We start from the raw sequence: 525 nt of genomic DNA on the forward strand, positions 1-525 counted from the left end.
CGAAAGGTCACATTTACTCCCTGAATTAACTAAAAAACTTCCATTGTTACTGCTATGTTATCAATGGGGTTGTAATAAAGGTTAATAATTAAACCGTATAAGGTCATTATTTTTAAGGGAATAAAAATGAAAAAGATTTTGTTTGCGCTAGGAATATGCCTGCTTATGGTCACTCAAGTTGTTCATGCTCAGAGCCGTCTTCAAGAGATTCTGGATAAAGGCGTGTTGAGAGTAGGGACGACTGGGGACTGGAATCCGATGACAATGAAAGATCCAGCCACGAACAGTTATCGTGGTTTTGATATTGATGTCACAACTGAGCTTGCTAAAGATTTGGGTGTCAAAGTGGAGTACGTTGCCACCGATTGGAAAACGCTGGTTAATGGCATTACGGCCAACAAGTACGACATCACTGGCAGTGCGTCTTTAAACATGTCGCGTGCGAAGGTGGCTGGTTATAGCCAACCCTATTTCTACTTGGCGTTTGTGCCAGTGGTGCAGAAAAAAGACCTCGCCAAGTTCTCG

Annotated in this window: 1 protein-coding gene; it reads left to right on the forward strand. The window is 42.5% G+C overall.

Features of this window, described 5'->3' with window-relative positions; genetic code table 11:
- Positions 1-126: 126 nt before the first annotated feature.
- A partial coding sequence (locus R7P64_RS24665) for a transporter substrate-binding domain-containing protein (RefSeq protein WP_318120240.1) occupies positions 127-525 on the forward strand: 399 nt, incomplete at its 3' end.

It is taken from the genome of Vibrio sp. 2304 (assembly GCF_033339475.1).
Lineage (GTDB): Bacteria > Pseudomonadota > Gammaproteobacteria > Enterobacterales > Vibrionaceae > Vibrio > Vibrio alginolyticus.